The sequence below is a fragment of the Natrinema sp. CBA1119 genome, assembly GCF_002572525.1.
Lineage (GTDB): Archaea > Halobacteriota > Halobacteria > Halobacteriales > Natrialbaceae > Natrinema.
The window spans coordinates 1252004-1276234 of the sequence record NZ_PDBS01000001.1 but is presented as its reverse complement, the minus strand read 5'-3'; the positions used below and the strand labels follow the sequence as shown (position 1 = coordinate 1276234).

21 protein-coding genes and 2 tRNA genes are annotated in these 24231 nt (G+C 63.6%); 14 read left to right on the top strand and 9 right to left on the bottom strand.

Going from position 1 to position 24231, the window contains the following annotated elements; translation table 11 throughout:
- Positions 1 to 54: 54 nt before the first annotated feature.
- The gene (locus CP556_RS06220; RefSeq protein WP_098727302.1) at positions 55 to 570 is read left to right on the top strand and encodes a metallophosphoesterase; all 516 of its coding nucleotides are present in this window, start codon (positions 55 to 57) and stop codon (positions 568 to 570) included.
- A gap of 319 nt (positions 571 to 889) precedes the next feature.
- Here the strand turns inward: CP556_RS06220 and CP556_RS06215 are convergent, their stop codons facing one another.
- The 3 genes from CP556_RS06215 to CP556_RS06205 form a co-directional block, all read right to left on the bottom strand.
- Positions 890 to 1693 carry an ABC transporter permease gene (locus CP556_RS06215; protein ID WP_098724823.1) on the bottom strand — a complete coding sequence of 268 codons (804 nt, stop codon included), beginning with the start codon at positions 1691 to 1693 and terminating at the stop codon, positions 890 to 892.
- Positions 1693 to 2745: an ABC transporter ATP-binding protein gene (locus CP556_RS06210; RefSeq protein ID WP_098724822.1), complete on the bottom strand. Its 1053-nt coding sequence runs from the start codon at positions 2743 to 2745 to the stop codon at positions 1693 to 1695. Before CP556_RS06210 ends, CP556_RS06215 begins: the two co-directional genes overlap by 1 nt.
- 80 nt (positions 2746 to 2825) lie before the next feature.
- Positions 2826 to 4001 (bottom strand): CBS domain-containing protein, encoded by a 1176-nt coding sequence (locus CP556_RS06205; RefSeq protein WP_098724821.1) that lies wholly within the window; start codon positions 3999 to 4001, stop codon positions 2826 to 2828.
- A gap of 230 nt (positions 4002 to 4231) precedes the next feature.
- Here CP556_RS06205 and CP556_RS06200 point away from each other — a divergent pair, with 230 nt between their 5' ends.
- From CP556_RS06200 to CP556_RS06190, 3 genes are all read left to right on the top strand, one after another.
- Positions 4232 to 4465 (top strand): MarR family transcriptional regulator, encoded by a 234-nt coding sequence (locus CP556_RS06200; RefSeq protein WP_098724820.1) that lies wholly within the window; start codon positions 4232 to 4234, stop codon positions 4463 to 4465.
- A 206-nt stretch (positions 4466 to 4671) separates the two neighbouring features.
- Positions 4672 to 5202, top strand: a complete 531-nt coding sequence (locus tag CP556_RS06195; protein WP_098724819.1) for a 50S ribosomal protein L16 — start codon at positions 4672 to 4674, stop codon at positions 5200 to 5202.
- A 285-nt stretch (positions 5203 to 5487) separates the two neighbouring features.
- Complete coding sequence (locus tag CP556_RS06190; protein ID WP_098724818.1) at positions 5488 to 6354, top strand: ATP-grasp domain-containing protein; 867 nt, start codon at positions 5488 to 5490, stop codon at positions 6352 to 6354.
- Positions 6355 to 6477: 123 nt separating this feature from the next.
- Here the strand turns inward: CP556_RS06190 and CP556_RS06185 are convergent, their stop codons facing one another.
- Together CP556_RS06185 and CP556_RS06180 are read right to left on the bottom strand one after the other, a co-directional pair.
- Positions 6478 to 6879 (bottom strand): Hsp20/alpha crystallin family protein, encoded by a 402-nt coding sequence (locus CP556_RS06185; protein WP_098724817.1) that lies wholly within the window; start codon positions 6877 to 6879, stop codon positions 6478 to 6480.
- A gap of 72 nt (positions 6880 to 6951) precedes the next feature.
- On the bottom strand, positions 6952 to 7965 hold the full coding sequence (locus CP556_RS06180) for a type II glyceraldehyde-3-phosphate dehydrogenase (protein ID WP_098724816.1): 1014 nt from the start codon (positions 7963 to 7965) through the stop codon (positions 6952 to 6954).
- Between the two features lie 247 nt (positions 7966 to 8212).
- On the opposite strand from CP556_RS06180, the gene CP556_RS06175 reads away from it, so the two are divergent.
- The 5 genes from CP556_RS06175 (at position 8213) to CP556_RS06155 (ending at position 12226) form a co-directional block, all read left to right on the top strand.
- Positions 8213 to 9169, top strand: coding sequence for an aminopeptidase (locus CP556_RS06175; protein ID WP_098724815.1), 957 nt, complete (start codon positions 8213 to 8215; stop codon positions 9167 to 9169).
- Positions 9170 to 9321: 152 nt separating this feature from the next.
- Positions 9322 to 9903 (top strand): LURP-one-related/scramblase family protein, encoded by a 582-nt coding sequence (locus CP556_RS06170; protein WP_098724814.1) that lies wholly within the window; start codon positions 9322 to 9324, stop codon positions 9901 to 9903.
- A gap of 62 nt (positions 9904 to 9965) precedes the next feature.
- Positions 9966 to 10619: an HVO_0476 family zinc finger protein gene (locus CP556_RS06165; RefSeq protein WP_098724813.1), complete on the top strand. Its 654-nt coding sequence runs from the start codon at positions 9966 to 9968 to the stop codon at positions 10617 to 10619.
- 144 nt (positions 10620 to 10763) lie between these two features.
- A complete protein-coding gene (locus tag CP556_RS06160; RefSeq protein WP_098724812.1) occupies positions 10764 to 11399 on the top strand; it encodes a protein-L-isoaspartate(D-aspartate) O-methyltransferase in 636 nt (211 codons plus the stop codon).
- A gap of 56 nt (positions 11400 to 11455) precedes the next feature.
- Positions 11456 to 12226, top strand: coding sequence for a protein-L-isoaspartate O-methyltransferase family protein (locus CP556_RS06155; RefSeq protein WP_098724811.1), 771 nt, complete (start codon positions 11456 to 11458; stop codon positions 12224 to 12226).
- A gap of 622 nt (positions 12227 to 12848) precedes the next feature.
- Here CP556_RS06155 and CP556_RS06150 read toward each other — a convergent pair.
- From CP556_RS06150 to CP556_RS06135, 4 genes are all read right to left on the bottom strand, one after another.
- Positions 12849 to 14972, bottom strand: coding sequence for a bacterio-opsin activator domain-containing protein (locus tag CP556_RS06150; protein WP_098724810.1), 2124 nt, complete (start codon positions 14970 to 14972; stop codon positions 12849 to 12851).
- Positions 14973 to 15172: 200 nt separating this feature from the next.
- Complete coding sequence (locus tag CP556_RS06145) at positions 15173 to 15586, bottom strand: group I intron-associated PD-(D/E)XK endonuclease (RefSeq protein WP_098724809.1); 414 nt, start codon at positions 15584 to 15586, stop codon at positions 15173 to 15175.
- Positions 15587 to 15732: 146 nt separating this feature from the next.
- Positions 15733 to 15805: transfer RNA gene (locus tag CP556_RS06140), tRNA-Asp, on the bottom strand.
- 266 nt (positions 15806 to 16071) lie between these two features.
- Positions 16072 to 16144: transfer RNA gene (locus CP556_RS06135), tRNA-Asp, on the bottom strand.
- 327 nt (positions 16145 to 16471) lie between these two features.
- On the opposite strand from CP556_RS06135, the gene CP556_RS06130 reads away from it, so the two are divergent.
- Genes CP556_RS06130 through rpoA2 form a run of 5 tightly spaced genes read left to right on the top strand, consistent with a single transcriptional unit; the run spans position 16472 to position 24230 of the window.
- Positions 16472 to 16699 carry a DNA-directed RNA polymerase subunit H gene (locus tag CP556_RS06130; protein ID WP_098724808.1) on the top strand — a complete coding sequence of 76 codons (228 nt, stop codon included), beginning with the start codon at positions 16472 to 16474 and terminating at the stop codon, positions 16697 to 16699.
- Positions 16700 to 18280 (top strand): DNA-directed RNA polymerase subunit B'', encoded by a 1581-nt coding sequence (locus CP556_RS06125; protein ID WP_176548137.1) that lies wholly within the window; start codon positions 16700 to 16702, stop codon positions 18278 to 18280.
- 3 nt (positions 18281 to 18283) lie between these two features.
- A complete protein-coding gene (gene rpoB, locus CP556_RS06120; RefSeq protein ID WP_098724807.1) occupies positions 18284 to 20113 on the top strand; it encodes a DNA-directed RNA polymerase subunit B in 1830 nt (609 codons plus the stop codon).
- A gap of 3 nt (positions 20114 to 20116) precedes the next feature.
- On the top strand, positions 20117 to 23044 hold the full coding sequence (locus CP556_RS06115; protein WP_098724806.1) for a DNA-directed RNA polymerase subunit A': 2928 nt from the start codon (positions 20117 to 20119) through the stop codon (positions 23042 to 23044).
- On the top strand, positions 23037 to 24230 hold the full coding sequence (gene rpoA2, locus CP556_RS06110) for a DNA-directed RNA polymerase subunit A'' (protein WP_098724805.1): 1194 nt from the start codon (positions 23037 to 23039) through the stop codon (positions 24228 to 24230). The genes CP556_RS06115 and rpoA2 overlap by 8 nt, the downstream gene beginning before the upstream one ends.
- Position 24231 lies beyond the last annotated feature (1 nt).

Below are 24231 nucleotides of genomic sequence, written 5' to 3'. Positions count from 1 at the left end.
GGTCGGATCGGTCGCATCCGAAAGGGACCTGTCAGCGGCGACCGAAGCATGACCATGATCGCGATCCTCTCGGACACGCACAGCCGCCGCGGCCACGAACTCGAGGGCGAGGCCCTGACTGCGGCCCGCGAGGCCGATACCGTCATCCACGCGGGCGATTTCACGAGTGAAACCGCACTCGAGGACTTCCAGAACGAGTGCGACCGACTGTTCGCCGTCCACGGAAACGCCGACGAGCCGGCGGTCTGTGACCGACTGCCGACGGCCCGCGTCGTCGAGGCGGGGGGCGTCCGGTTCGCCGTCACGCACCGACGGGACGGCGGCGAGACGGGGCTCGCCATGTTCGGTCGCTCGAGGGGGGCCGACGTCGTCGTCTTCGGGCACAGCCACCGGCCGACGGTCATCGAAACTGACGATATCACCCTGTTGAACCCCGGCAGTCACGCCGATCCGCGCGGGAATCAGCCGGGGTTCGCTACTCTCGAGGAGCGCGACGACGGCGGCCTCGAGGGCTCGATTCGGCACCCGGACGGGACGGTGCTCGAATCGCTCGAGATCCGAACGGCGTGACTCTTCGCGGCGTTATTTGAGGCAGTAGAGCCTATTTCTCCTGCGTATCGCTCCGCCGGAGTCGTTCCAAGTTCGGTGACCAGTAGACGTGTGAATAGAGCAGTCGGTTCTGCTACTGGCTGAGTGAAACAGAGCGTCCTGCTCTCGTGGCAACAGGGAATCGCCACGCCCTCCCCAGCCGATTCGTTCGCGCCTCGCGGCGCTCACTCATCCCTCGCGTGCTTTTGAGCCGCCGTTCGCTGGCGCGAACCGCGGCACAGCACGCGCCACCGCATGTCGTTTGGTCAAGTCGAACTCGAGGGCCGCCGATCGGCCGCGCTCAATCAGTCAGCCCGTAGCCGACCTTGAACAGGTAGACGTCGATCGCCAGGACGAGGACGGTAATCGCCGTGAGCACCGCGAGCGAGACCAGCGGTGCGAAGTCGGTGTAGGGCGCGGGCAGGATGCCGACGCCGATCAGGTCCGAGTGGCCCAGCAGTCCGTACCGGACGCTGTCGACCATGTAGACCATCGGGTTCACCAGCGAGAGGCCCACCTGCCAGGCGTGATCGAACGTCTCGAGCGAGTAGAAGACGGCGCCGAAGAACACCAGCGGGCGGAGGATGAACTGGTTCATCACGGTCAGATCGTCGAAGTCTCGAGCGACGAGACCGCCGATGATACCGAACCCGGCGAACAGCGCCGTGATGACGACCATCGTCGCCACGAGATAGAGGCCGTGTTCGAAACTGATCGGGACGAACAGTCGCCCGACGGCGGCGATGATGACGCCGACGATGAGGCCGCGCACCGCGCTGGCTCCGACGTAGGCGACGACCATCTCGACGTACGACAGCGGCGAGGTCAGCGTTTCGTGAATGTACTCGTTCCATCTGCCGTGAAAGATCGAGAACGAGGCGTTCTCGAAGGCGTTCGAGATTGCACCGAGGACGATGAGCCCGGGCACGATGAAGAGGATGTAGTCGAAGCCCGCGATCTGGTCGATCCGGTTGCCCAGGATCACGCCGAAGACGGCAAAGTAGAGCACGTTCGTGATCGCCGGCGGCATGAACGTGTTCTTGGGCCGGCGGACGAACCGCAGAATCTCGCGCCGGAAGAGCGCGCGGAAGCCGACCGACAGCATCAGGCGACCCCCTCCTGCTCTCGCTCTTGTTCCCTTTCTCGCTCCCGCTCCTGCTCGGGCGGCGACGACGTCCCCGTTTCGCTCCCGTCGGTGTCGTCGTCACCTGCGCCCTCCGCGCCGGATCGGGTTACGGTCCGATCCTCGCTCCGGGTCAGATCGACGAATATCTCCTCGAGCGAGGTCCGGGTAATCTCGAGATCGGCGATCTCGTGGCCCATCGCCTCGAGGTCGTTGAGCAACTGCGGTGCAGTCGAACCGCCGTCGTCGACGCGGACCTCGAGCAGGTCGCCGGAGACCGTCGTTTCGTGTGCGTACGCGCCGAGTTCGGGCGCGCTCGCGGGCACGGACTCGAGGCGGACGGCGATGGTATCGGTGCCGCGCGCCTTGAGTTCGTCCGGGGTCGCGACCGTCACCTTCCGGCCCTCGTTCATGATCGCGACGCGGTCGCAGAGCCGTTCGGCCTCCTCGATGTAGTGGGTCGTCAGCAGGATCGTCGTCCCCTCCTCGTTGAGTTCGGTGACGAGCTCCCAGAGGTCGTGGCGGAGCTGGACGTCGACGCCGGCGGTCGGCTCGTCGAGGATGAGCAGGTCGGGCTCGGTGACCAGGGCTCGAGCGAGCAGGAGTCGGCGTTTCATCCCGCCGGAGAGCCAGTCGAAGCGCTCGTCGCGCTTGTCGTAGATCCCGACGCGTTTGAGAACCTCGTCGGCCCGGTCGGCGGCTTCGGCGTCCGGAACGCCGTGGTAGCCCGCCTTGTGTTTCAGTACTTCTCTGATCGAGAAGAATCGGTCGACGTTGAACTCCTGTGGGGCGAGGCCGATCGCGTCGCGGGCCTCTCGGTAGTCGTCCTCGACATCGTGACCGAAGACGCGCGCCTCGCCGCCGGTCTTGCGGACCAGGCCGACCAGCGTGTTGATGAACGTCGTCTTGCCCGCCCCGTTGGGGCCGAGCAGGCCGAAGAATTCGCCTTCCTCGACGGTCAGCGATAGCTCCTGCAGGGCGCGCAGATCGCCGTACTCCTTTACGAGATCGACGGTCTCGATGGCCGGTGGCATCGGTACAGCGTCAGCCCCGACTACGGTTAAACCGTTTGTTCGGGGAACACGTCGCTCCAAAACCGGCTTGTGACTATCTCTCAGTCCGCCGTCCGCGGCCGACTTGAGGGAGCGATCGCACCGCTTTGCTGGACGATGTCGAACGCGGTCATCACGTCGGTTCGCGAGATCAGCCCGACGAGGTCGTCGTTATCCACCACGAGCAGCCGACCGATATCGTGCTCTCGCATCTGATCGATGGCGGCCATCGCGTCGGAATCGGGGGTGATCGTCTGCAACTCCGTCGTCATCACGTCTTCGACGGTGTAGGCGTCGCGCTCGACCGGTTCGATCTCGCGGGCGTCGGTCAGCGTCACGAGGCCGATGAGTCGCTCCCCCTCGAACGCGTTCGTATCGACGACCGGATAGCCGGTGTGGCGCTCGGTGAACATCCGCCGGATCAGCTGCGCGACCGTCGTCTCGGGCTCGACGGTGTGGAGGTCGTTCGCCGGCGTCATGATGTCGCCGACGGTGACGTCCTGGAAGGCCGCCTTCATCGTCACCTGCTGGGCCTCGCTCGAGGCGGCGATGTAGACGAAGAAGGCGACGCCGATGAGGATGATGTTCCCCGAAAAGAGACCGAACAGTCCCATCAGGACCGCGAACAGTTTCCCGATGCTAGCGGCCTGCTGGGTCGCCTGCGCGTACGGTTGACTGCGAGCGAGCAGCGCTCGCAGCACCCGTCCCCCGTCCATCGGGAACGCGGGGAGCATGTTGAAAATGGCGAGCGCGACGTTCAGGACGGCGAGATAGCCCAGGACGAATCGTGCGCCGTCGAGGCTTTCGGGGGTGACGACGAAGAGCCCGTAGGAGGCGACGCCGACCAGAATGCTGACGATCGGCCCGGCGACGGCGATGTTGAGTTCCTGTCGCCAGTCTTCGGGCATCTCCGAGAAGGCGGCGATACCGCCGAACAGCCAGAGGGTGATCGACTCGATCGGAAACCCGTATCGTCGAGCGGTCAGCGAGTGGCCGAGTTCGTGGAGCACGACGCCGACGAACAGTCCGATCGCCGCGGCCAGCCCGAGTAGCCACGACATCGAACCGCCGGTGATGGCTCCGACGTCGATTCCCGCCGCTAACCCGTCGTTCAGTATCCCAGCGACGTCCTCGATCTGTGCCCCGATGAGATACGCGAACAGCGGGAGCACCAACAGGAACGTCAGATCCAGTTTGATCGGGATCCCGAACAGGGACCCGATCCGAAAACTCCTCATGTAGAGTGATTTTGGCGGCGGAACCTTAAATACGCCGCCGGGACCGCCGGTCAAGAGAGTGGATGGGCCGCGCAATCGTGGCGGGAACCCGTTACAGCAATCCGTCTCAGCCAGTTTTTCGGTCGCGCTGCGTTCTCGCCCTTCGTGTAATATAACCACAATAATATGTACTAGGAAATCTATATCCTCTGCACCATAGACTTATACATGAGTTCGTGGATGCTGTTAGTATGTTGATGCAAGATACGCAATCGACCGACCGACTCAGCCCGCTTCCGACCGAACTTGACTCCGCACAGAGCAAACTCGTGTACGTCACCCTCGAGGCCACCGGCGGGGCGACGACCGGAGAACTGAGCCAACTCCTGAACATGCAGAAGCTCACCATCCTGAGCGTGCTCTCGTCGCTCTCGAGTCAGGGGCTGATCGAGGAGACCGGGTCGGCGTACGTCGTCGCGAACTGAGTTCGGAAACCGCCGTTTCGAACGCCGACCGCGTTGGGACGCCGGCCCGTTCTCGAGTCGACACCGCTGTCACCAGCCGGGACACCGGCCGTCGGTCCCGACGACCCGCGGTTCGCTCGCGGTGATCGACCGCGGCGCTGTCCGACGCGGCGCTTCGAAGCCTTTATCCGCCCGGTGGGCCTCCGTTTTTCTAAGTAATCACAACCATGTCAGACAAGCCCGCCTCCATGTACCGGGAGATCAGTAAGCCGGCCTACACGCGCCGCGAATACATTACTGGTATCCCTGGCTCGAAGATCGCACAGCACAAGATGGGCGACGTCAAAGCGGATCCCGACGACTACCCCGTCCAGATGAGCCTCATCACGGAAGAAGAGGTCCAGCTCCGCCACGGAAGCCTCGAGGCCTCGCGCCTCTCGGCGAACCGTCACATGCTGAAAAACGCCGGCGAGAACAACTACAAGATGATCCTGCGGAAGTTCCCCCACCAGGTCATTCGGGAGAACAAGCAGGCGACGGGTGCCGGGGCGGACCGTGTCTCCGACGGAATGCGCCAGGCGTTCGGGAAGATCGTCGGCACCGCCGCCCGAATGGGCGCCGGCGAGCGCATCTTCACCATCTGGTGTGACGTCGACGACGCCGAGTTCGCCAAGGACGCGCTCCGTCGCTCCTACAACAAGATCTCGCCGCCGTGTCGCATCGTCATCGAGCGCGGCGAGGAAGAACTAATAGCGTAAAACGAAGTTTTGCTCTGCGGGCGCGGCGAAGCCGCGCCCTCGGCAAAAATTCGATTAAAAGCACTCCTCCCTCCGTTCACTCGTCCTTTCAGTCCTCGCTCACATCAGTCGTCGGCCCGCTCGCTCGGCCTTCGGCCTCGCTCGCGGTGAGTATCGGTGAACCGCCTGCCCTCCCCCGGGTTGCGGGCTCCTCGCAGCGCTCGGAGCCCGCTCCCGGCCACCGCGTCTTACTCTCGAGAATCCCGTCTCGAGCACCTTTTTGCCCGTCTGCTCCGAGTACCGCGTATGATCGATCTCGCGGTCGCCAACGAGAAACAGACGTTTCGGCGGATGCAGGAGCCGCTGGCCGGACGAGGCATACGGGTTCACCACGTGCCCGTACGCGAGCGCACGGTCGCGCTCGGTGATCCGCCGTGGTCGCCCGACGACTACGACGTCGGCTTCGTCTATCCCGGTCGGCTGATGGAGGGCGGCGTCGCGGACGCCCTGCTCGAAATCCCGTGGCTCAACGACCACGAGACGGTGTTGACCTCGCGGAACAAGGCCGAGGTACTGGCGCGACTCGAGCGGGCCGCCCTTCCGGTGCCGGAGTCCGTCTACGTCTCGAACGACGTCGGCGAGGCCGAACTGGTCGCGGTCTTCGAGCGGTTCGAGCCGCCGGTCGTGGTCAAACCGAACTCGACGACGCGGGGCGTCGGCGTCGCGAAAGCCCACGATCTGGACTCTTTCCTGGGTATCTGTGATTACCTCTCGCTGGTCCACGACTACAAGGCGACCGGCGACCAGTCGTTTCTGGTCCAGGAGTACCTCCCGAACGCGACCGACTACCGGGTGATGGTGCTCGAGGGGGAGTACGTCGGCGCGGTCGAGCGCCGGCTCCCCGATGACGCGGTTCGCGAGGGCCAGTGGAAACACAACGTCCACCGCGGGGCGGAAGCGACCGGGATCGACCTCCCCGAACCGTGGCGCGATCTGGCCGAATCGGTCGCGGCCGAGCTCGAGATCCCCTTCCTGGGCGTCGATCTGCTCGAGACCGGCGAGAAACTGGTGGTCAACGAGACGAACGCGCGACCGACGATCGACGAGGAGACGAAGTACGAGCCGGAGTTCTACGATCGGCTCGCGGCCGCGATACGCGACGTCGCGGACTGATACGGTCTGTTGTACCGATGTACCGGAGTAACCGCGAACCGTCCTGCGGTTGCTCCGGAACTGACTGACAGCAGTCCGTATGAAGCAACCGAAACCGAGTCGATTCGACCGCGAGCAGCCCGATTACTCGAGGCTGATGTCCGACGACTGTTCGGCGCGATCGAAGACGACCTCGAGAATGCCGTTGTTGTAGGTCGCGGACGCGGTGTGCTCGTTGACGCGGGTCGGCAGCGAGACGCGTTCGTCGTACTGGCGGTGTTCGCTCTCGGCGGAGATGGTCAGCGTCTTGCCGTCGCACTCGAGTTCGATGTTGTCCTTCTCGACGCCGGGGAGATCCGCGACGACGCGGACCTCCTCGTCGGTCTCGTGGATGTCGACGTGGGTGTCCATGCCGAAGCCGTTATCGACAGTATTCGAGGAGTTGAAGTCCACGTTGGCGTCCGCGCCGTTCATCATCTCGTTCATCATTCGCTCAATCTCGCGGAACAGGTCGTCGAAGGGTTCGTCGCGGTCGTCTCGGCGCATGACAGACAGTAAGCCACCAGGCGGCAAAAACTTTCTGTCGTCGCTATACGATCGGGGCGCGAATCCGCGACCTTACAGTCCGATTCCCAGCGTCTCGTTGGTCGTCTCGATGCTCTCTGCGGCGTCGGCACTGCCGGTCACGGCCCGGATCGCGTCGACGTTCTCCGGTACGACATCGCTCTCCTGATGGATCCCCTGGAACAGGTACAGATCGCGTCCGACGGTCGAGACCGATTCCTCCCAGACGCAGTTCTCCCAGATGTCGCCGCGCGGCCGGCCCGCGTCCAGTGCGTACTCCTTGAGCGTCCCGCTGCCGTCGATGTCCAGCCGCTCGGGGATCAGGAACAGGCGCGACTCGTCGGCGAACAGTTCGCGGATCTCGCTCGCGTCGACTTCCTCCTCGAGCGTGACGTTGAGGCTGTGCATATGCATCAGCGTCGCGGGCACCTTCATCCCGAGCGTGTCGATGTCGAGGTCGGGGAAGATGGTCTCGACATCGGGACCGTGGTGGGAGGGGATCGTCACCGGGTTCGGGAGGATGTCGTTGATCGGCCCGCGGTCGGACTGGCCGGGGTCGCCGCCGCGACGGACGAGCGTCGCGCGGACCTTCTCGACGCCGTAGGCCTCCCGGAGCGGCGCGATGACTCGAGAGAGGCCGGTCGTGTTACAGGAGACGACGCGTACGTGATCGGCGTCGACGGCGTTCTCGAAGTTCGATCGCGCGTTGAAGCTCACGTCGGTGAGTTCGGCGTCCTCACCGCCCTGGTAGAGCGCGGGCGTATCGTGCTCCTCGTAGAGTTCCTTGTTCTGGGCCCCGATTCCCGAGGGTGTTGCGTCGACGACGACGTCGGCCTCGGCGACGAGTTCCTCGACCGGGCCCGCGATCTCGAGGCCGGCCTCGGCGAACAGTTCCTCGCGCTCTTCGATTGCCGCGTAGAGCGGGAACCCCTTTTGGATCGCCGTCTCGGCCTCGAAGTTCGGGCGCGTCTTCGCGACACCCAGCACCTCCATGTCGGGCTGTTGCCGGACGGCGTCCGCGACGCGCTTGCCGATCGTACCGTAGCCGTTGATTGCGACCTGTTGCATGTACCCGGGAGTGAACCACCGAGCGGGATAATCGTTTCGAGGACTCGCAGCCGATTCTTACTCGAATCGGAGTTCTCGATCGCTCTCGAGGCCGATCTCGGTACCGATTCGCACGGTACTCGAGCCGGCCAACCCCGCACGTTCGACCCGATCCGGCGGTCCGAACTCACAGGCGAGACCGTCCGAGACTCCGCGCGTAGCGCGATCGAGGGGAAGACATATCGGCCCGCTCGCCGCACACTCGCGTATGACAGCACTTCGAGCCGCGGCGGAGACGGCGGTCCGCCAGTGTCTGGGTCTCGAGGCGGGGGAGTCGTGTGCGGTCGTCACCGACGACGACCGGGTTCCGATCGGAGAGTCGATCTACGAGGTCGCGAGCGAGATCACCGACGACGCCGTGATCGTTCGCTATCCGCCGGGTGAAACCCACGGCGGCGAGCCCCCCGCTCCGGTGGCGGCGGCGATGGCCGGGGCCGACGTCGTCCTCGCGCCGACGACCAAGAGCTTGAGTCACACTCGCGCCCGCACGGACGCGAACGAGGCCGGGGCGCGGGTCGCGACGCTCCCGGGGATCACCGAGGACGTCTTCACGACGGGGCTAGGAGCAGATTACGAGTCGATCGCGGCCCACTGCGAGGCGGTCCGCGAGCAGGTCGCGGGGGCCGAGGAGGTCCGCGTCACGACCGAGGCCGGCACCGACATCACGTTCGGCGTTGGCGACCGCGAGTGGCTCGCCGACACCGGCATCGTCCACGATCCCGGCGAGATGTCGAACCTCCCGGCCGGCGAGGTGTTCATCAGCCCCGAGACCGCCGACGGGACCTTCGTCGTCGACGGGACGATGATGCCCCACGGGTTGCTCGAGGACGGCCGGACGCTCTCCTTCGCGGTCGAAGACGGATTCGTCACCCGCATCTCGGACGACGATATTCGCGAGACGGTCGAGGATGCCGCGGAGACGGCCGGTGACGCAGCGTACAACCTCGCGGAACTGGGTATCGGCACCAACGTCGCCGTCTCCGACCTCGTCGGCTCGGTCCTCCTGGACGAGAAGGCCGGCGGCACCGTCCACATCGCTATCGGCGACGACGCGGGGATCGGCGGCGACACCGAAGCGCCGATCCACCTCGACGGCATCATCCGGGAACCGAGCGTCTTCGCCGACGGCTCTCTCGTCGACCTTCCGGTCGCGGATGGTGACTGACTGATTGACCGGGCGGCCGACGCTCGAGGCACCGCTTTCGACTGCGATTGTTATCGCTTCCGTCGATTCCATTCCGTCGGGATGCGCTCGAACTCCGGCCGATATGTGAGAACCTAGTGGTTTCAAGTTCGGGTAGTGTGAGGTGGAATCCGATGAGCGACACTCGAGCGTACGATATCGAGGGAATCGAGCTCACCGACGACCGCTACACGGTCGAGCAGGGGCTCGTCCGAAACAAGTACAGGGCGCTCGACGCGGACGGGAACGTCGTCCTCCGGGGCAAACAGAAGATGCTGAAGATGAAAGAGGAGTTCCCCTTCGTCGACGCCGACGGAAACGAGGTGTTCACGGTGAAGGCCGGCGGCATCATCGACGTCGCGGGGAACTACGTACTCTCGGACGCCCGGACCGGCGAGAACATCGTCGTTCTGGACAACGACTACTCGCTGCTACAGGACACGTGGCGGATCCGCGACGCGACCACCGAGGAGAAACTGGCCGAGATCAACTCCCGCGGCGCGATGGTGACGCTGGCCCGGAACGTCCTTCCGTTCGGCGGCTGGATCCCGCACAAGTACGAGATCACCGATCAGAACGGTGCACACGTCGGCTCCATCAGCGGCCAGTTCTCGTTGCGCGACCGCTACGATATCGTCATCGACGACGCCAGCAGCGTCCCCAAAGAACCGATCATCGCCGCGGCGATGGTCATCGACGCGATTCAGGGGAACTAGGGTCGCTCCCAACCGGACGACGGGTTCAATCGCCTTTTAGGTGCGTAGCCGTTAGGAGGCCCATGAGCGAAATACCGGACCGGGTTCCGACGCCCTGTCCTTCGTGCTCGCCGGACCTCGAGACGGTCCACGAGGTACTTACGGAGGGCGGCGGACACCTGACCGTTCGATGCAGCGAGTGTAGTCACGTCCACAAGATTCAGCCCGAGACCGAGACGGAGGTCACCCTCGACGTCGTCATCTCCCAGGGCGGCGAATCGTTCACGGCGAACGTTACCACGCCCGAAGAGGAGCGCATCGAAGTCGGCAACGAGTTCATCCTCGAGACCGACGAAGTGCTCTCGACCGTCCGCGTAACGAGCGTCGAACTCGACGGACAGAAACGAGTCGAGGCGGCCCCCGCCGAGGAGATCGAGACCGTCTGGACCCGCGAGGTCGACAACGTGGCGGTCAACGTCACGATCCATCCCCAGGACGGCTCGAGGGACGACAGCCACAGTATCACGGTCCACGTCCCCGGCGACTACGAGTTCGAGGTCGGGGCGGTCGAGTCCTTCGGCGACGACGAGTTCGAGATCGACGCCTTCGTCGTCCGCGGCGACGCCGAGGGCTACCGGCGAGACCGCTTCGAGGAGGGCGGCGATACGGGCTTCGCGAAGGATATCAAACGCGTCTACGCCTACGACGAGCAGAGCAGCGCCTGGTCGGCCTGGTAGGCGGGCCGCGTCGCACTGCTCACCGTCACCCGTCCAGTGCTGGCCGCCCGTCTCCCGTCGTTTTCCTCCCAGCACAGGGGGCCGAACCCCAGTACTCGCCACCCCACTCCCTACTGTTCTCGAGTGCGTATTCGGCGCCGACCCATGTCCGACACCGATAGCTACGAGGCTCCACGCCGGCGGATGGTCGAGACCGTCGCGCCGCGCGTGGACGACGACCGCGTCCTCGCGGCCCTCGACGCGGTCCCGCGTCACGAGTTCGTTCCGCCCGACCGTCGGGACAGCGCCTACGCCGACCGGCCACTGCCGATCGGCGACGGACAGACGATCAGCGCGCCACACATGGTGGCGATCATGGCCGACCTGCTCGAGGTCGACCCCGGCGATGCTGTCCTCGAGATCGGCACTGGCTGTGGCTACCATGCGGCGGTGACGGCCGAGCTCGTCGGCGACGAGAACGTCTCCACCGTCGAGTACAGCGAGGAGTTGGCCGAGCGGGCCCGCGAGCAACTCGCGGAGCTGGGGTACGACGGCGTCTCGATCAGGGTCGGCGACGGACGCGACGGCTGGCCCGAGCACGCACTCTACGACGCAGTCTACTTCACCTGCGCGGCGACCGACGTTCCCGACCCCGTCGTCGAGCAAGTCCGACCGGGCGGCCAGGTGCTCGCGCCGATCGGAACCGGTCGCCAGACGCTCGTCGACGCGACGAAACGCCCCGACGGCTCGCTCGAACGGACCAAGAATGGCGGCGTTCGATTCGTCCGGATGCGAGGGTAGCTGACAATCGGACGAGCAAGCGCGCCATTCATAACGGCCGGTGCGATAGCTGGCGTATGGACCTCGCGGTACTGCGAGAGGACATGGTCGACGGCCTCGAGGCCGCGCCAAAGAACGTCCTCTCGGACGAAACCATCGCCGTCGCGATGCGCGACGTGCCCAGGCACGCGTTTCTCGACGACGAACGGACGGCCTACGCCGATCGCGAACACGACGCCTTCGGTACCCGCGTCCTCGCCCCGAGCACGGCCGCCAGACTGCTCCAGGCGCTCGCACTCGAGGATGACGAGACGGTGCTGATCGTGGGCGTCGGCGTCGGTTACACCGCCGCCGTCGCGGCCGAGGTCGTCGGCGAAGCGAACGTTCACGCTGTCGACATCTCCAGGCCACTGGTCGTCGAAGCGCGGGAGAACCTCGCCGACGCGGGCTACGACGGCGTCCTCGTCGACTGCCGCGACGGCGCGACGGGCTTCCCCGAGTACGCCCCCTTCGACCGGATCTTACTCGAGGCCGCCGCGGTCGAACCGCCCCGCGCCCTGCTCGAGCAACTCGCCGAGGGCGGGCGACTGGTCTTCCCGCGTGGCACCCAACGACAGCGACTCGAGGCGGTCTCGACCGACGGCGTGGTCGACCGGTTCGATCCCGTCTCGTTCGATCCGCTGCTGGTCGAGGGCGAGCAATCGGGAGCCGTCGAGCGAAACCGGATGACTCGCGAGGACCGCGAACGGGCACAGCGACGCGCCGAGTCCCGTCGCGGCTGGGAACAGGACTGGATCGAGTGGGACGAGGCCGCAGACCGGCAGTCACAGCGTCGCCGATCCCGATAGCACGGAACTCTCCGCTCTCGCCGAACAGTATTACGGCCCGATTTGCGGCCGCTCCTCTTTCGAGCCGGTACGCCGGTGTTGCTGGGATAGCCAGTACCGCTTTCGGATGACTTCGCGCGCACACCGCGAGATGTCTCTCGAGGGCGGGTAGAAAGGGTGGGGGGAATGGGGGTGGCGACAGTCTGTCTCAGATCGCCAACTACTCGTACGAACTGGTGGGAGTTAAATATAATCTCTAACTGTTTACCACCTCGATACAACAGATTCTAATTAATTAGTGTCTCATCGAGACATTACGATCGGGGGCCGCTGATTGACATAACCGGTGGTTTTGACAGAGACGACATTTCCCTGTCTGACCGCCCCGACTGATCGGACTCGTTCACACGTCGCTCTGCGGGGAGCTCTCTCGTTGGACTGCACTGTGATGGAGTACTCCCATCAAAACCGGTTTTCGGCACCCGTTCGACGAACGGCGTCGCTATAGAACGAATGGTTCGGGAAAGGGGGTGGGGGAATTGGGGATGGCGATAATGTGCCTCGGATCGCCAATTACCGATACGAACCGATGGTGGGTAAGAATACTTTCTAACTGTTTGTGTGTCCTTACAGAATATACTAATTAATTAGAATTCCCGTCGAACGCCATGGTGACGAGCTTTCGTTCAGCCGCTCGCAGGTGATAGTGGTACGTCGGCGGCGAGATGTCGAGCGCGTCAGCGAGGTCTTCGCCGGTGCTCTCGCGGGGCCACTCGAAGAACCCGCTGTAGTGAGCCGCCTGCAACGCTTCGAACTGCTTGTCGGTGAGTCGTTCCGCGAGGTGGGTATCGAGCTGTCGCGCCGACTGCGTGGTCGTCGTCTCCCGTTTGGCAATCAGCTCCGTCTCGGGATACTCCTCTCTGATCGCCTCGATGAGTGCCCGCGTCTCGACCCGTTGTGGAACGTCGAGAACGAGCGTCGATGTCCCGTCTTCGGCCGTCGCCATCCGGATCTGTACGTCGTACGTTCGAAGCACGTCGAGGAACGGCGTCGCCATCACCGTCAGCTCGAACAGCGTCTCGTCTTCGCCTTCGGAGACGACCGAGAGCGTCTCGATCGACGCCCACGATGCTTCCAGCGGGGTGAGATCCGCCGCCGCCGGCGCGCTGACGAACAGGACGATCCCGTCCTCGCCGCGGTCGACGACGCCCTCGAGCGCGATCGGCTCCGTCCCGGCGACGTGAGTCGACAGCCGGTTGAGCAGCAATCGCGAGCCCCCTACGGCGAGTTCGAGCTCGAGGCGACTATCGGTCAGCATCGCTCGCGTCCGTTCGACAGACTGAATCGCGTGTCCGATCGTCTCCCCGAGCTCGGCGAGCACCTCGCGCTCGCGCTCACCGACCGCGTCGGCTCCCGCGACGTGGACCATCAGGACGCCGTAGCGCCGTTCGTCCGCAGCGAGCGGGACGCCCAGGACCGTCTGAAACCCGTAGGTCAGCGCCTCCTTGCGTCGCACCGTCCACCGGTCGTCCTCGAGCACGTCGCGTACCGTCCGCACCTGCCCCGACTCGAGGATCTCCCGAACCAGTTCGATCTCGGGTGCGCAGTCGTTGCCGGCGCGGATTCCGTCGATGTACGCCGCGTCGATCCCGGCCCAGGCGGTCGGCGCGGGCGGTTCGTCGTCGCTCGCGGCGATCCAGGCGAACCGATACCGGTCCGTTCCGGCGAGGCGATCACATACCGTCTCCTCGATCGCCGCGCGCGTCGACGCCTGCGCGACGCCGTGATTGATCTCGCGGACGATCTCGTTCGTATGGTTGAGCCGCGTCAGCTCCTCGTTTTGCTGCGTGAGCGTCCGATCGTGATCGCGAAGCAGCTGCTCGCGTTCGGCCCGGTCCAGCGCCGCCTCGGTGTTGGCCGCCAGAATGTGCAACAGCTCCGTCATCGTCTCGTCGAACCCGTCGACGTCCTCCGTCCCCGCGACCAAGACGCCGTGCGTCCCCAGCGGGACGATCAGTTCGCTTCGACCCACCGTTTCTGCGGTATCGGTCCCGTCTTCGCGACTGACATCCTCGTAATAGGCGCTGTCTCCCTCGGAGAACGCCTCCCAGATCAGTCCCTCTCCCCGTTCGAACGTCTCCGCGAGATCGCCCAACTCGGGCGAGCGTCGCGTCGACGCCGCGCGCTCGAGAGCCCCCGCCGTCGGCTCGAACGCGTAGGCCGCCGCGACCGCCACGTCCAAGATCTCGCGGGCCGTCTCGACCGCCGCCCGGTAGATCTCCGCTTTGGTCTCGGCTCGCATCAGATCTCGCGTCGTCTCGTGTAACGTCGTCAGCGTCCGATCGTAGCGGCGCTCGCTCTCTCGGAGCTCCGTTTCGGTGCGGTACTGGGCGACTGCGTTCGTGATCTGGTTCGCCAACAGCGCGTACTGCTCCTCGCCGGATTCCTTCTGGAGATACTGTGTTACCCCCGCCGCGATCGCCTCGCTGGCGATCTCTTCCGATCCCCGCCCTGTAAAGAGGATAAACGGCAGGTCGGGGTCTGTCTCCCGGACTCGCTCTAACAGTTCCAGGCCCGTCATCTCCGGCATTTCGTAATCGCTGACGATACAGTCGACCCCGCGGCGCTCGAGAATTTCCAGCGCTTCCGCGCCGTCCGTCGCCGCCTCGGCTGTGATCGCTTCACGTTCGCGCTCGAGCATCTCTCCGGCCAGAGACGCGAAGCCGGGTTCGTTGTCGACGACGAGTACGGTGATCGGTTTCGTCATTGATCTGGAGATCGATGTCCTCGGTTGCTGACGTATTGACGAGGGAAGACTAAACAATTAGCATTTAGATCTCGATCGTTCGAACCATCTCTAGTAACAACTGGATGTCAGTGCCCACCGATCGCACAGCAATCGTGCGATCGACGTGAACACGTCCAGTTGCTACTATCATGCACTTTCGTTCAGTTCGACAGTCGAGATCACGGAATGGTTCCATCGAATTCGTATTCTCTCGCCCAGTTTATCGAGGGATGATCGATCTTGGACTCGAACCGAAACTCCATCTTCTGTTCAGTTGCATCGGCCGCATCGACCCAGTAAAACTGCCCGTTATCGGGGTAATAGACGAGAAATGCATCGATCAAGTCGTGATAGGTGTCCTCGTGATAATCGCCATTTTTCGTGGTTTGTGAGTGGGTATTGAATCGCATCGTATTCGCTTTGTTCGACCAGCCGGTCTTGCACTGGATCTGATGGAGGTCAGTCCCGTCGTCCACAATGAGATCGTACTTGTCGTTGTCTCCGAAGGGAACCGAGACGCTGTAGTCACTGGCTATGAGTTCGGACAGTGCTCTCGCTTCGGTCTCGTCGCCGACTGCTTTCGAATTGCGCATGGCATGATGGGTCGCCTTCTTGGATAAAAATGATCGGTGGGTCCACCGATTTCGGCGAAGTCCGTCGCTCACTGATTCAAATCCATCGTTCCGTTTTTTCGAAGAATAGCGACTCGCTTCGCTCATCGGTTAGTTCTTCGAAAAAGCGCCCGAGGCGGGATTTGAACCCGCGTCACAACCGTGACAGGGTTGTATGATGGGCCACTACACCACCCGGGCTCGCAACTCTTCGTTTCCGGCTAACAGTATTAAGGGTTTTGCTCCGGAGCTGTTTGGACGGCACGGTGACATAAAGTCCTGCTCAAGGAAGCGCGGGACGCACCAACGTCTACCAATTAGCCCCAAAGAGGGTTTATGTTTAGAATGTGATTCAAATCGGCAAATCACATCCGTACTGCTCGATCGTTCCAGAGTCACATCCCGTGTTGGTCTCCGACGGCTACTATCGCGACTCGCGTCGCTTGCCGGTTAGTTCCTTGAAAAAGCGCCCGAGGCGGGATTTGAACCCGCGTCACAACCGTGACAGGGTTGTATGATGGGCCACTACACCACCCGGGCTTCAACACATGGTTACCCGCTGCTGGTATTAAGGCTTTTCAATCGAACACCGTGTGGTACGGTCAATCTCGCCACGATAGCCGCCTCGAGCCCGTTTCCCCACTAGATCGTGCTACAACATCACACGACCCACAAGGAATATAACTGAGAACCGGATACTCTCGAGTGTGATCGACGGTTCCGGTCAGCTTTGCCCGGCCGGGTAGCCCCGCTTGTGCCTCGAGTTAGTAACCGTTAAATGCCTCCCACCGCTACCTGCCTGTAGTATCTCGTGACAGCCGCTTCTCTCCCGATAGCCGACACGCACACCCACACTCACACCAACACATGGTAGACGTAAGCCAACACGAACTGGTTCCGGAGCACAGTGTCCTCGAGGACGACACGCTCGAGGAGGTGCTCGAGGAATACAACATCGATCGTACAGATTTACCGAAAATACAGCGCAAGGATCCCGCCCTCCCCGACGAGGCGGAGATCGGCGACGTTATCAAGATCGTCCGTGACTCGCGGACGACCGAGCAGGCAGTCATCTATCGACTCGTGGTGGAATAAATGGCAATTGAACTAAACCGCGACGACCGACGAGAGATTTCGCGTGAATATTTCGCGAAGGAACGGATCGCCGAACACCACTACCGCTCGTTCAACGCCTTCCTCAACCGAGGAATGCAGCGGGTCGTCGACGAGAAGGAGACGATCGACACGGACATCGGCGACAAGGAAGGCGAGGAGCCGGTCCACGTCGAACTGGGCGATGTCCGCGTCGTCACGCCCCGCGTCCGAGAGGCGGACGGTTCCGAAGAACTGCTGTACCCACAGGAGGCCCGCCTCCGCAACATCACCTACTCCGCGCCGGTGTTCATGGAAATGTCCATCGTCAAGGGCGAGGAAGGCGACGAGCGGGTCGTCGACTCGACCGAGACGAAGATCGGCCGGATGCCGATCATGGTCGGCTCCGACAAGTGTAACATCGCCGGCTTCTCCGACGAGGAACTGATCGAGATCGGCGAGGACCCCGCCGACCCCGGCGGCTACTTCATCGTCAACGGCTCAGAGCGGGTGCTGATGACCAGCGAGGATCTCGCACCGAACAAGATACTCGCGGAGTACGACAGCAAGTACGGCGACGAGATTCAGGTCGCCAAGACCTTCTCACAGCGCCGAGGCTACCGCGCTCTCGTCTTGTGCGAACGGAATCGTGAAGGGCTGCTCGAGGTCTCGTTCCCCTCGGTGTCTGGCTCGATCAACTTCGTGACACTCGTGCGGGCGCTCGGCCTCGAATCGGACGAGGAAATCGTCCACAAGGTCTCGAACGACCCCGAGGTCGTCAAGTACATGCTCGAGAACCTCGAGGAAGCCGAGGTCCAGACCGAGGAGGGGGCCATCGAGGAGCTCGGGAAGCGCGTCGCCTCCGGCCAGGGGAAGAACTACCAGCTCAAGCGGGCCAACTACGTCATCGATCGCTACCTCCTGCCTCACCTCCACGAGGAGGGCGTCGAGGAGGAGGACGTCCGGATCAACAAGGCCCACTACCTCTGTCGGATGGCCGAGGCCTGTTTCGAACTCGCGCTCGGACGGCGCGAGTCCGACGACAAGGACCACTACGCGAACAAGCGGCTCAAGGTCAGCGGCGACCTGATGAAGGATCTGTTCCGGACCGCGCTAAACAAGCTGGCGCGGGACGTAAAATACCAGCTCGAGCGCGCAAACATGCGAAACCGGCAGCTCTCGGTGAACACGGTCGTTCGATCCGACGTGCTCACTGAACGGCTCGAGCACCCGATCGCGACGGGCAACTGGGTCGGCGGCCGATCCGGTGTGAGCCAGCTGGTCGACCGGACGGACTTTATGGGCGTTCTTTCCCACCTGCGCCGACTTCGCAGCCCGCTCTCTCGCTCGCAGCCCCACTTCGAAGCGCGGGACCTGCACGCGACCCAGTGGGGTCGCATCGGGCCATCGGAGACGCCGGAGGGACCGAACTGTGGACTGGTGAAGAACTTCGCCCAATCGATGGAGCTCTCACAGAACGTCGAGGACGAACAGGAACTCAAACGTGAACTCGCATCGATGGGCGTCGAGGGCATTCCCGGCCTCGAAGGTATCGAACGGACGACAGCGTCAGGGGACGATTAAATTATGAGCAGCCAACAACGAGAGGCGAAAGTCTACGTCAACGGGTCGCTGGTGGGGACGCATCCCGATCCGCACGAACTCGCAGAACAGATCCGCGAAGCGCGACGCATCGGCGACGTCAGCGAGATGGTCAACGTCTCGGTGAAAGACCGCACTCGCGAAGTGATCGTCAACGCCGACGCCGGCCGTGCACGACGGCCGCTGCTGGTCGTCGAGGACGGCGAGCCGCGCATCTCCCAGCAGGAGATCGAGGCGCTCCAGGACGGCGACCTCGAGTTCGAGGATCTCGTCGATCACGGCTACATCGAGTTCATCGACGCCGAGGAGGAAGAGGACATCCTCGTCGGCGTCGACGAGGACGATCTAACCGAGAAACACACGCACCTCGAGATCGATCCGTCGCTGATCTTCTCGATCGGTGCGGGCATGATCCCCTACCCCGAGCACAACGCCTCGCCCCGCATTACGATGGGGGCAGGGATGATCAAGCAGTCGCTGGGGCTGCCGAGCGCGAACTACCGGATCCGGCCGGACACGCGCCAGCACCTGCTGCACTACCCGCAGCTCTCGATGGTGAAGACCCAGACGACCGAGCAGATCGGCTACGACGAGCGGCCGGCGGCCCAGAACTTCGTCGTCGCCGTGATGAGCTATGAGGGGTTCAACATCGAGGACGCGCTGGTCATGAACAAGGCCAGCGTCGAACGCGCGCTCGCTCGCTCGCACTTCTTTCGCACCTACGAGGGCGAGGAGCGCCGCTACCCCGGTGGCCAAGAGGATCGCTTCGAGATTCCAAGCCAGGACGTTCGCGGTGCCCGCGGTGAGGAAGCGTACACCCATCTCGACGAGGACGGCCTCGTCAACCCCGAGACGACGGTCGACGAAAACTCCGTCCTGCTCGGGAAGACGAGCCCGCCGCGATTCCTCGAGGAACCCGACGACATGGGCGGGCTCTCGCCCCAGAAGCGCCGGGAGACCTCCGTCACCATGCGCTCGGGCGAGTCGGGGATCGTCGACACCGTCACCCTCATGGAGGGTGAAGACGGCTCGAAGCTCTCGAAGGTCTCCGTGCGCGACGAGCGGATCCCCGAACTCGGGGACAAGTTCGCGTCACGACACGGCCAGAAGGGTGTCATTGGCCACCTCGCACCCCAGGAGGACATGCCGTTCACCGAGGAGGGCGTCGTCCCCGACCTCGTGCTCAACCCGCACGCGCTACCGTCGCGGATGACCGTCGGCCACATCCTCGAGATGATTGGCGGGAAACTCGGCGCGATGGAGGGACGGCGCGTCGACGGGACGCCGTTCCTCGGCGAGGACAAAGACGAACTTCGCGGTGGGCTCGAGGACGCCGGGTTCAATTCGGCCGGTAAGGAGACCATGTACTCCGGTATCTCCGGCGAGAAGATCGACGCCGAAATCTTCGTCGGGGTCATCTTCTATCAGAAGCTCTACCACATGGTCTCGAACAAGCTGCACGCCCGCTCGCGCGGGCCGGTGCAGGTGCTGACCCGACAGCCCACGGAGGGACGCGCCCGCGAGGGTGGCCTCCGTATCGGGGAGATGGAACGCGACGTGTTCATCGGCCACGGGGCGGCCATGACGCTGAAGGAACGACTGCTCGACGAGTCCGACCGCGAGTTCATCCACGTCTGTGCGAACTGCGGGATGAGCGCGGTCGAAAATGTCGAACAACGGCGTGTCTACTGTCCGAACTGCGACGAGGAGACTGATATCCACGAGATCGAGATGAGCTACGCGTTCAAGCTCCTGCTCGACGAGATGAAGGCGCTGGGTATCGCACCGCGACTCGAACTGGAGGACGCCGTCTAACCCATGCAAGATACGACACCAAAAGACATCGGAGCGATCTCCTTCGGGCTCATGGAGCCCGAGGAATACCGGGAGATGAGCGCGACGAAGATCATCACCGCCGACACGTACGACGACGACGGGTTCCCCATCGACATGGGGTTGATGGACCCCCGACTCGGCGTGATCGACCCCGGCCTCGAGTGCAAGACCTGCGGGAAGCACTCGGGTTCGTGTAACGGCCACTTCGGTCACATCGAACTGGCCGCGCCGGTCATCCACGTCGGCTTTACGAAACTCATCCGACGGCTCCTGCGGGGGACCTGTCGGGAGTGTTCGAAACTCCTCCTCACCGAGGACGAACGCGACGAGTTCCGCGGTCAACTCGACGAATCCCGGAAACTGAGCCGGGATCTCAACGACGTGACGAAGGCCGCGATTCGGCAGGCTCGGAAGAAGGACCGCTGTCCGTTCTGTGGCGAAATCCAGTACGACATCGACCACGAGAAGCCGACGACTTACTACGAGGTCCAGCAGGTCCTCACCAGCGAGTACTCCCAGCGCATCGCCGGCGCGATGCAGGGCGATGAGGAGGAAGGGATCGACCGGACGACGCCGGACGAACTCGCCGAAAAAACCGAGATCGAACTCACGCGGGTTAACGAGATCCTTTCGGGCTCCTTCCGTCCGCGCGAGAGCCAGCGAAAGGCCATCGAGAAGGCTCTTGATATCGACCTGACCGAGGAGGACACGAACAAGCTGATGCCCAGCGACATCCGGGACTGGTTCGAGAATATTCCGGACGAGGACATCGAGGTGCTGGGGATCAACCCCGAGCGGTCCCGCCCGGAATGGATGATCCTCACCGTTCTCCCCGTCCCGCCGGTCACCGCGCGACCGTCGATCACGCTCGACAACGGGCAGCGATCCGAGGACGACCTGACCCACAAGCTGGTCGACATCATTCGGATCAACCAGCGGTTCATGGAGAACCGCGAGGCCGGCGCGCCCCAACTGATCATCGAGGACCTCTGGGAACTGCTCCAGTATCACGTCACGACGTTCATGGACAACGAGATCTCGGGGACGCCGCCGGCGCGACACCGCTCCGGCCGCCCCCTCAAGACCCTCTCCCAGCGGCTGAAGGGCAAGGAGGGTCGCTTCCGCGGCTCGCTCTCGGGCAAGCGCGTCAACTTCTCGGCCCGAACCGTGATCTCGCCGGACCCGACCCTCTCGCTCAACGAGGTCGGCGTCCCCGACCGCGTGGCCAAGGAGATGACCCAGACGATGAACGTCACCGAGCGCAATCTCGAGGACGCTCGTCGGTTCGTCTCGAACGGCCCCGAGGGTCATCCCGGTGCGAACTACGTTCGGCGGCCGGACGGTCGCCGGCTGAAGGTGACCGAGAAGAACTGCGAACAGCTCGCCGAGAAGGTCGAGGCCGGCTGGGAGGTCAACCGCCACCTCATCGACGGCGACATCGTTATCTTCAACCGCCAGCCGTCGCTCCACCGGATGTCGATCATGGCCCACGAGGTCGTGGTCATGCCGTACAAGACGTTCCGGCTGAACACCGTCGTTTGTCCGCCGTACAACGCCGACTTCGACGGCGACGAGATGAACATGCACGCCCTCCAGAACGAGGAGGCCCGCGCGGAGGCCCGCGTCCTCATGCGCGTTCAGGAACAGATCCTCTCCCCGCGCTTTGGCGAGAACATCATTGGGGCCATTCAGGACCACATCTCCGGGATGTACCTCCTGACCCACGACAACCCCCGATTCAACGAGACGCAGGCGCTGGACCTGCTTCGTGCCACCCGAATCGACGAACTGCCGGAACCGAGCGGGATCGATGACGAGGGAACGCCGTTCTGGACCGGCTACGACGTTTTCTCCGAACTGCTGCCCGACGACCTGAACCTCGAGTTCACCGGTACCGTCGGCGACGAAGTCGTCATCGAAGACGGCCAGTTGCTCCAGGGTACCATCGCCGAGGACGAGGTCGGTGAGTTCGGCGGCGAGATCGTCGACACGATCACGAAAGTCTACGGCAACACCCGCGCGCGGATCTTCATTAACGAAGTTTCGACGCTGGCGATGCGCGCCATCATGCACTTCGGGTTCTCGATCGGGATCGACGACGAGACCATCCCCGGGGAAGCCCAGTCTCGAATCGACGAGACGATCGACGACGCCAACGACCGCGTCGAAGAGCTGATCGAGGCCTACGAGAACAACGAACTCGAGAGTCTCCCCGGCCGGACGATCGACGAGACCCTCGAGATGAAGATTATGCAGGCGCTCTCGCGTGCGCGTGACAACGCCGGGAATATCGCCGACGAGCACTTCGAGGACGACAATCCAGCCGTCGTCATGGCCAACTCCGGTGCCCGCGGATCGATGCTCAACCTGACCCAGATGGCCGGCGCGGTCGGCCAGCAGGCGGTTCGGGGCGAGCGGATCAACCGTGGGTACGAGGATCGGACACTCAGCCACTACGAGCCAAACGACCTCTCCGCTGAAGCACACGGCTTCGTCGAGAACTCCTACACGAGCGGACTCACCCCGCGGGAGTTCTTCTTCCACGCGATGGGTGGTCGTGAGGGCCTGGTCGACACCGCAGTCCGTACCTCCAAGTCCGGTTACCTGCAGCGTCGGCTGATCAACGCCCTCTCCGAACTCGAGTCCCAGTACGACGGTACCGTTCGAGACACCTCGGACACGATCGTCCAGTTCGAGTTCGGCGAGGACGGCACGTCGCCGGTCAAAGTCTCCTCCGGAGACGACAACGACATCGACGTCGAACACATCGCCAGTCAGGTACTCGACTCCGAATTCGCCTCCGAAGAGGAACGAGACGAGTTCCTCGGTTCCAGACCACAGCCGACGAACCTCTCCGAACACGCCGACGATCGCCTCGCCGAGGACGTGGGGGTGAGCTCGGATGACTAGCGTCGACTACAATGTCGACGACGACACGATCGCGGTCGTTGAAGACACCGACCTCCCACGGCGACTCAAAGACGAGGTCTACGAGACGCTCGAGAGCCGCGAGGGCGCGACCGTCGAGGAAGCCGACGAACTCTCGAAGGCCGTCGAGACCCGCTATCTGAACACGCGAGTTCCCCCGCTCGACCCCGTCGGGACGGTCTCGGCCCAGTCGATCGGCGAACCCGGCACCCAGCTGACGATGAACACGTTCCACTACGCGGGTGTCGCAGAGATCGACGTGACCCAGGGGCTGCCTCGGCTGATCGAGCTAGTCGACGCCCGGAAGACCCCGGACACGCCGATGATGACCGTCTACCTCGAGGACGAGTACGCGACCGAACGCGAGAAGGCCCACGAGGTCGTCTGGAGCATCGAGGCAACCAAGATCCTCGCACTGGGCGACGTCTCGACGAACGTCGCGGACATGCGCGTTCAAATCTCGCTCAACGAGGACACGCTGCAAGAGCGGCTGATCACGGCCGAGGAAGTCGCCGAGATCATTGAGGACTCCCTTGGTGTCAAGACGGTCCAGCAAGGTGCCAGCATCGAGTTTGGCCCCGAAGAACCGTCCTACCGCGATCTCCTCCAGCTGGTCGAAGAGCTCCGCGAAATCACGTTCAAGGGGATCGAAGAGGTCTCCCGCGTCGTCATCCGGCGCGAGGAACTTGAGGACGGCGAGGAGTTCGTCCTCTACACCGAGGGATCGGCCTTCGGCGACGCCCTCGATATCGAGGGCGTCGATGCCTCGCGGACGACGTGTAACAACATCCACGAGATCCACCGCAACCTCGGCATCGAGGCTGCTCGCGAAGCGATCATCGAGGAGACGAACAACACGCTCGCCGAGCAGGGACTGGACGATGTGAACGTCCGGCACCTGATGCTCGTCGCGGACATGATGACCAATCGCGGCGAGGTCGAGTCGATCGGCCGCCACGGCATCTCGGGCTCGAAGGATTCGGTGCTGGCACGCGCGGCGTTCGAGGTGACGGTCAACCACCTGCTCAACGCCGCGATCCACGGCGAGATCGACGATCTCGACGGCGTCACGGAGAACGTCATCGTCGGCAAGCCGATCAAGCTCGGCACCGGCGATGTCGATCTCCGGATGGGATCGACCACCTCCGGGAGCGGTCAGGCCGACTGAT

What these genes read in the sequence shown, in the direction of transcription:
- CP556_RS06155 (WP_098724811.1), top strand. Translation starts at nt 11,456, where the DNA reads ATGGACCTCGCGGTACTGCGAGAGGACATGGTCGACGGCCTCGAGGCC.
- CP556_RS06190 (WP_098724818.1), top strand. Translation starts at nt 5,488, where the DNA reads ATGATCGATCTCGCGGTCGCCAACGAGAAACAGACGTTTCGGCGGATG.
- CP556_RS06175 (WP_098724815.1), top strand. Translation starts at nt 8,213, where the DNA reads ATGACAGCACTTCGAGCCGCGGCGGAGACGGCGGTCCGCCAGTGTCTG.
- CP556_RS06200 (WP_098724820.1), top strand. Translation starts at nt 4,232, where the DNA reads ATGTTGATGCAAGATACGCAATCGACCGACCGACTCAGCCCGCTTCCG.
- CP556_RS06150 (WP_098724810.1), bottom strand. Translation starts at nt 14,972, where the DNA reads ATGACGAAACCGATCACCGTACTCGTCGTCGACAACGAACCCGGCTTC.
- CP556_RS06215 (WP_098724823.1), bottom strand. Translation starts at nt 1,693, where the DNA reads ATGCTGTCGGTCGGCTTCCGCGCGCTCTTCCGGCGCGAGATTCTGCGG.
- CP556_RS06205 (WP_098724821.1), bottom strand. Translation starts at nt 4,001, where the DNA reads ATGAGGAGTTTTCGGATCGGGTCCCTGTTCGGGATCCCGATCAAACTG.
- CP556_RS06170 (WP_098724814.1), top strand. Translation starts at nt 9,322, where the DNA reads ATGAGCGACACTCGAGCGTACGATATCGAGGGAATCGAGCTCACCGAC.
- CP556_RS06160 (WP_098724812.1), top strand. Translation starts at nt 10,764, where the DNA reads ATGTCCGACACCGATAGCTACGAGGCTCCACGCCGGCGGATGGTCGAG.
- CP556_RS06130 (WP_098724808.1), top strand. Translation starts at nt 16,472, where the DNA reads ATGGTAGACGTAAGCCAACACGAACTGGTTCCGGAGCACAGTGTCCTC.
- rpoB (WP_098724807.1), top strand. Translation starts at nt 18,284, where the DNA reads ATGAGCAGCCAACAACGAGAGGCGAAAGTCTACGTCAACGGGTCGCTG.
- CP556_RS06125 (WP_176548137.1), top strand. Translation starts at nt 16,700, where the DNA reads ATGGCAATTGAACTAAACCGCGACGACCGACGAGAGATTTCGCGTGAA.
- rpoA2 (WP_098724805.1), top strand. Translation starts at nt 23,037, where the DNA reads ATGACTAGCGTCGACTACAATGTCGACGACGACACGATCGCGGTCGTT.
- CP556_RS06210 (WP_098724822.1), bottom strand. Translation starts at nt 2,745, where the DNA reads ATGCCACCGGCCATCGAGACCGTCGATCTCGTAAAGGAGTACGGCGAT.
- CP556_RS06220 (WP_098727302.1), top strand. Translation starts at nt 55, where the DNA reads ATGATCGCGATCCTCTCGGACACGCACAGCCGCCGCGGCCACGAACTC.
- CP556_RS06165 (WP_098724813.1), top strand. Translation starts at nt 9,966, where the DNA reads ATGAGCGAAATACCGGACCGGGTTCCGACGCCCTGTCCTTCGTGCTCG.
- CP556_RS06185 (WP_098724817.1), bottom strand. Translation starts at nt 6,879, where the DNA reads ATGCGCCGAGACGACCGCGACGAACCCTTCGACGACCTGTTCCGCGAG.
- CP556_RS06115 (WP_098724806.1), top strand. Translation starts at nt 20,117, where the DNA reads ATGCAAGATACGACACCAAAAGACATCGGAGCGATCTCCTTCGGGCTC.
- CP556_RS06195 (WP_098724819.1), top strand. Translation starts at nt 4,672, where the DNA reads ATGTCAGACAAGCCCGCCTCCATGTACCGGGAGATCAGTAAGCCGGCC.
- CP556_RS06180 (WP_098724816.1), bottom strand. Translation starts at nt 7,965, where the DNA reads ATGCAACAGGTCGCAATCAACGGCTACGGTACGATCGGCAAGCGCGTC.
- CP556_RS06145 (WP_098724809.1), bottom strand. Translation starts at nt 15,586, where the DNA reads ATGCGCAATTCGAAAGCAGTCGGCGACGAGACCGAAGCGAGAGCACTG.